The 5318-nt window shown below is 61.3% G+C and carries 1 protein-coding gene; it reads right to left on the reverse strand.

Annotated features, from left to right (window positions below):
* Positions 1-4746 (reverse strand): lactate dehydrogenase (locus tag CFR80_RS16820; protein ID WP_258367921.1); only part of this gene is annotated, 4746 nt, incomplete at its 3' end.
* Between the last annotated feature and the right edge of the window lie 572 nt (positions 4747-5318).

The raw sequence follows: 5318 nt of genomic DNA on the forward strand, positions 1-5318 counted from the left end.
CGGATCTTTCCAATTGTTTCCACAACAAGCATCCCAAACCGGGCCTCCATTCAGCATGAAGGCCATCGTGAACCCGTTTCTCAGAAAGGGGTCGTTTTTAGCTGCCTGTCCCCCTTCCGAAGGGGTCACTTTTCCATGCCGCTTAACACCCTTGTCCCGACGCAGTACGAACGCATCCCCCTTTGTGGGCTGGCGGCAGGCGATATCCGCCTCGATAAGCGGGATCTGGCGCTCCGCGCCCGCAATCTCACGCTCGGCCCGGTCGATGGCACGTTTTACGGCGAACTGGTCGTCATAATGGGCGGCCGCCAGTCTCTCGAGCCGTGCAAGATCGGCCTCCAGCCCGGCTTTGTGCATCAGCCGGGCATCGCCTGAGGCGAGCGCCTTGGCCATGGCGAACTGGTTTCCTCCTTCCCCGCCAATGTCCTCAATCCGGCGGATGGAACGGTCACCTGACATCGCAAGGCCAATAAAGCGCTGCTTGCGCTCGAGGAGCTGCCAGTTGGTCGCGTCAACAGAACCCTGCTGGGCATAGGCGTAGAGTTCGATTTCCGCGTGCTGGTTGCCCTGCCGCTCGATACGTCCCTCGCGCTGGATGATGTCGGAGACCAGCCACGGCACGTCGAGATGGTGCAGGGCCTTGAGGCGCTGCTGGGCGTTGACGCCGGTGCCCATGGTCGCCGTCGAGCCGATCAGGATCCGCTTGCGGCCGGCATTGAGATCACCGAACAGCTTCTGCTTCGCCGCGCTCTTCCTGTAGTGCTGCATGAACGCGATTTCCGCGCGCGGCACGCCCAGGCGGATCAGTTCATCGCGGATCCACGTGTAGGCGGAAAAACCGCGTGTCTCCATCGCGCTCTCGGTGCCCAGATCCGAAAAGATCATCTGCACCGCCCCCGGCAGGCCGTACGGCCGACCGGTTCCAGGATCGCTGTAACGGCTTTCCGATGTCTCCTGCCAGATCCGGAACACGTTCCCGATCATCAGGTTCAGCTTCGATGTGTCGTCATTCGCGGCGAGAGGGGCGACGAAGCGCAGGTCGATCGCGGCGTGACGGGCATCCGTGATGACGGACAGGAGGATGTCATCGCCCTTCTGGGGACGCCCCTGGCGTGCTTCGATGGCGTTGATGCGGGCCGCCAGCGTCTTCTGGTAGGCCCTGAAGTTATCGTTTGTCGGCGCGACAATAATCTCGCGACGTCCGCCCCGGATCGCTGGCAGAGTCACGTACTGGCGCAGGTCATCGTGCTGCACGACATCCGCGAAGTCGCGATACATCGCCATGAGGTCGGCGACGTTGACGAACTCGGTGAAGCGCGTGACCGGCTTGTAAAGCCCGCTTGGCTGCAGTTCCAGTTCGGTACGGGTTTCGCCGAAATTGGCTGCCCAGGCATCGAATTCATGCAGGTAGCGCTTCTGCAGCGCCTCAAGATCCATATAGCGGCTGACCGTCCACATCTCGGCCAGCGTATTGGTGATCGGGGAGCCGGACGCCATGATCAGCGGGCGTTCCGGATTTTTTGCCGCCAGGTAGCGCGTCTTCACGAAGAGATCCCAGGCCCGCTGCGAGCCGTTCGGATCGACCCCCTTGAGGTCGGACTGGTTGGTTGCAAAACTCAGCTTCCGGAACTGCTGCGCTTCATCGACGAGGATCTGGTCGATGCCGATCTCTCCCAGATGCACGAGATCGTCCTTTCGAGCGGCAAGGCCTTCCAGCTTCGCCTGCATCTTCTCCTTCATGCTCTCGACCCGCTTGCGCGACAGGCGGTCGGCCGCATCGACGCTTTCCAGCACTTCCTCGTAAGACGCGATCTGCGCCTCGATCATCTGGCGTTCGAAATCGCCCTCGACCGGGATGAACCTGAATGCATCATGCGTGATGATGATCGCATCCCAGTTTCCGGTCGCGGCCCGGGCGAGGAACCGCTGGCGCTTTGCCTTCACGAAGTTCGTCTCGTCGGCGACAAGGATCCGTGCGGTCGGGTAGAGCATGAGGAATTCGCGGGCCATCTGGGCGAGGCAGTGACCGGGGACGGCGATCATCGCCTTGCTGATCAGGCCAAGCCGCTTCTGCTCCATGACGGCCGCAACCATCGAGAAGGTCTTTCCCGAACCGACCGCGTGCGCGATATACGTGCCGCCCGCGGCGATGATCCGCCAGATCACCCGTTTCTGGTGGGGGCGCAGGCTGATCGTGGTGCTTGCACCAGGCAGGCGCAGATGGGAGCCATCAAACGCGCGTGCAACCAGGTTGTTGTAAGTGTCATTGTACAGCCGGACCAGCCGCTCGGCCCGATCGCCATCCTGCCAGACCCATGTCTCGAACGCACGCCTGATCGCCGCCAGTTTTTCCTTTGCGGCTTCCGTCTCCTGTGTGTTCAGTTCGCGGTGCTCTTTGCCATCGCCATCACGCCAGACATCCCATATTTTTGGCGATGCCTGCGTCAGGGCATCTTCCAGCAGTTCGCCGGCATGTCGCCGTTCCGTTCCCCAGACTGACGTTGCCTCGGCCTTGCCCATGAACGCCCGTTTCTCCACGGTCCAGCAGGCGACCGCAGGCGCGTGATAGATGACCGTTTCGACCCCGAGCACTTCGGCGGTAAAGGCGATGATGTCGCTGACCGGCAACCAGGGAGCGCCAAGGCGCGCGGTGATCTCCGACGGACGCAGATCGGCTGGCTGGACGGCTTCCAGCGCCGTGACGTTCCGGGCGTAGCGCCCATCGATCCGGGCTGCATCGCGTGCCTCTTCCAGCTTGGTCCGCACGGCGCCGGAGAGCATTTCATCAGCCGTGACCCAGACATCGCGACCATCCACGCTTCTTACCGGATCGAGATAGACCGCATCCCCCAGTGCGGCCGCGACCTCAGCTTCGGACTGCCCCATGAGTTCCGCGATCCGCGGCATTTCCACGCCGCCTGTTTCATGCAGGCAGACGGCCAGGGCGTCATGGGCGGAATGGATCTCGGGTTCGACAGGCGCATGAATGACCCGCTCCGAGAAAATTGGTCCCATCCGGCCTTTCTGTGACGCCTCGTCGTATTCCTCGATGGACGAGACCAGCCAGACGTCGGGATCATCGTAAAATGGCGTCAGGTTTGGCCGCCGCTGGGTTTCGTTTTCGACCCCGGTTTCCGGATCGATCCTGACTGTCACATTCATCAGGTTGATCGGGCCGAACTGTCGGACAAAGCTGAAATAGGCATGCTTCAGATCACCCTGGAGGCGTCCATAGGGCAGGTTCTCCATCTGTGCCCGCAGCACCGCGCGTGCCGCATCCCGGACGGGTATCAGCGCGGTAATGATCCGGGCATGCTTCTGGAAGAGGCCGTCCTTCTGATCCCCTTTCCTGATGGCGACCGTGGCGGCCTGGCCGTCGCAGATCTGTTGCAGGACACCTTTCGTGACGAAGTAGGAGCCTTCTTTCAGCTGGGCGCCATCGGCAGCCGTGCCGACCAGCACACCGGATCCTGCCGGCCGGACAATGCGCTGGTCCAGGGGTTCCGGAAAGCGCACGTCCTGCCCGATCCGGCTCAGGGCCTCGGGCAACATTACATCGAGCCTGAAGCCGTCAGTCGCGTTGCACGTGTAGTCGGGACCGAACTGGGTAGTGGTCCAGCCGTGGCGACCGAGCACCTGCTCCGGATGGTCGAGGAAGTAGCGATTGACGAGGAGCGGACCGTTACCCTGGTCGCTATCCGCAAGGGTGTCGGTCTCCAGCCAGGTCTCATCGTCGACCATGTCGCCGATCTTGCGCTTGCGGAACACCAGCACGTCCACCACCACGTCCGTGCCGGCATCATCGCGCATCGCCCCGGCCGGAAGCCGGACCGCCCCCACGAGGTCAGCCATCTCGGCGATGGTCCGGCGCGCGGTGCTGTCTGTCTTGTCCAGCGTATGGCGGGACGTCACGAAAACTGCGATGCCGCCCGGGCGGAGTGCTTCGATGGATCGGGCAATGAAAAAATCATGCAGGCTCAGGCCAAGCCGCCCCAGGCCTTCCGGGCCACGCACGGTGCGATTGGAAAAGGGTGGATTACCGATCGCAAGGTCATAGCCGTTTGCGAGCTTCACTGTCGTGAAATCCTCGCTGCGGATCCACTGGTTCGGATAGAGCCTGCGCGCAATCCTTGCCGTAATCGGATCATTCTCGATCCCGGTAAAGGCGATGCGTCCCTCGAGCCTTTCCGGTCGGGCCGCGATGAAAAGACCGGTCCCACAGCCGGGTTCAAGCACGGAACCGCCTCTGAAGCCCATCTGCAGCACTTTGTTCCAGAGTGCGTGCACGATCAGTTCAGGGGTAAAATGCGCATATTGTGTCGCGCGTTTCAGTCCTGCCCTTTCAACGTCTGTTGTGGAGGCATGGATCGCTTCGCCAATTTCTTCCCAGCCTGGGCGGGCGCTATCGCTTCCGGACGGAAACAGGTTGTTCGCCAGTTCTCCTGCTCCAAAGCCAATGAAGCGTGACAGGATGATCTGTTCGGGGGAAGAGGCGTTTTGGTCAGCTTCTTCGATCTCCTTGAGCAGCGCGATAGCCAGCGCATTGTCACGGGCCCGCTGTTTCCAGGTGTCAGCGAGGCCTCGGTCGGCCGCCATACGAAAGTCGATCTGGGGAAGGACCATCGCGGCCGGAGCGGCGGGCGGGACGGGGGGCGCGCCGTCTTCGCCTTCAAGTTCGCCCCAGAAAAGGTCGTTCTGGGTATCTGCGAGAGCGGTTGTGCCAAAGAGGTTGAGCTGGAACGACATGGCCGTGCTCCGTACAAACGCCGGCGCCCGGCGCTGCCTCTGCAGGCCGGGATGTTTCCGGGTCAGGTTTTCGGGATGTCAGGAACGGGCGTGCCAATCAGGTTATGCAGCCTGATTACTCTTTCCTTCAGCTCTTATTGCGACCGGGTCGGGCAGTGCGGGGCAAGGGTGCCGCGTAGCGGCAGCACCGGACCCGCGCGCAGGCGACGCAGACGCCGAGCACGGGGAGGAGCTCCCCCTTGCGGCGTGCTGGTCGATCTGGTGCCAATCCCTAAATGACTTTGCGGACTAATCTCTTAATCTTATTCTTCTTCTGGAAGCGGACTTACCACCCGTTCAGCTTGAATCTTACGAAAAAGCGGGTAGTCGCACGTCCGATCGCTATGTTGCAGTCGTTTAAATTTTCACAGTCGACCGATAGTTAAAATGGATTGTCGCTGGAAAATTGCAACGTTGCAATTTTTGAGAAACCTCTAACAGCCTGTCGGGTTGGGGTACCCTGTGAAGGGGTAAGGTTGTAAGGTGGTGAGATGAGCAGTTTCATCCCATTTGACCGGTCTCAGCCGTATCTT

Source organism: Komagataeibacter oboediens, from assembly GCF_003207815.1.
Taxonomy (GTDB): Bacteria; Pseudomonadota; Alphaproteobacteria; order Acetobacterales; family Acetobacteraceae; genus Komagataeibacter; species Komagataeibacter oboediens.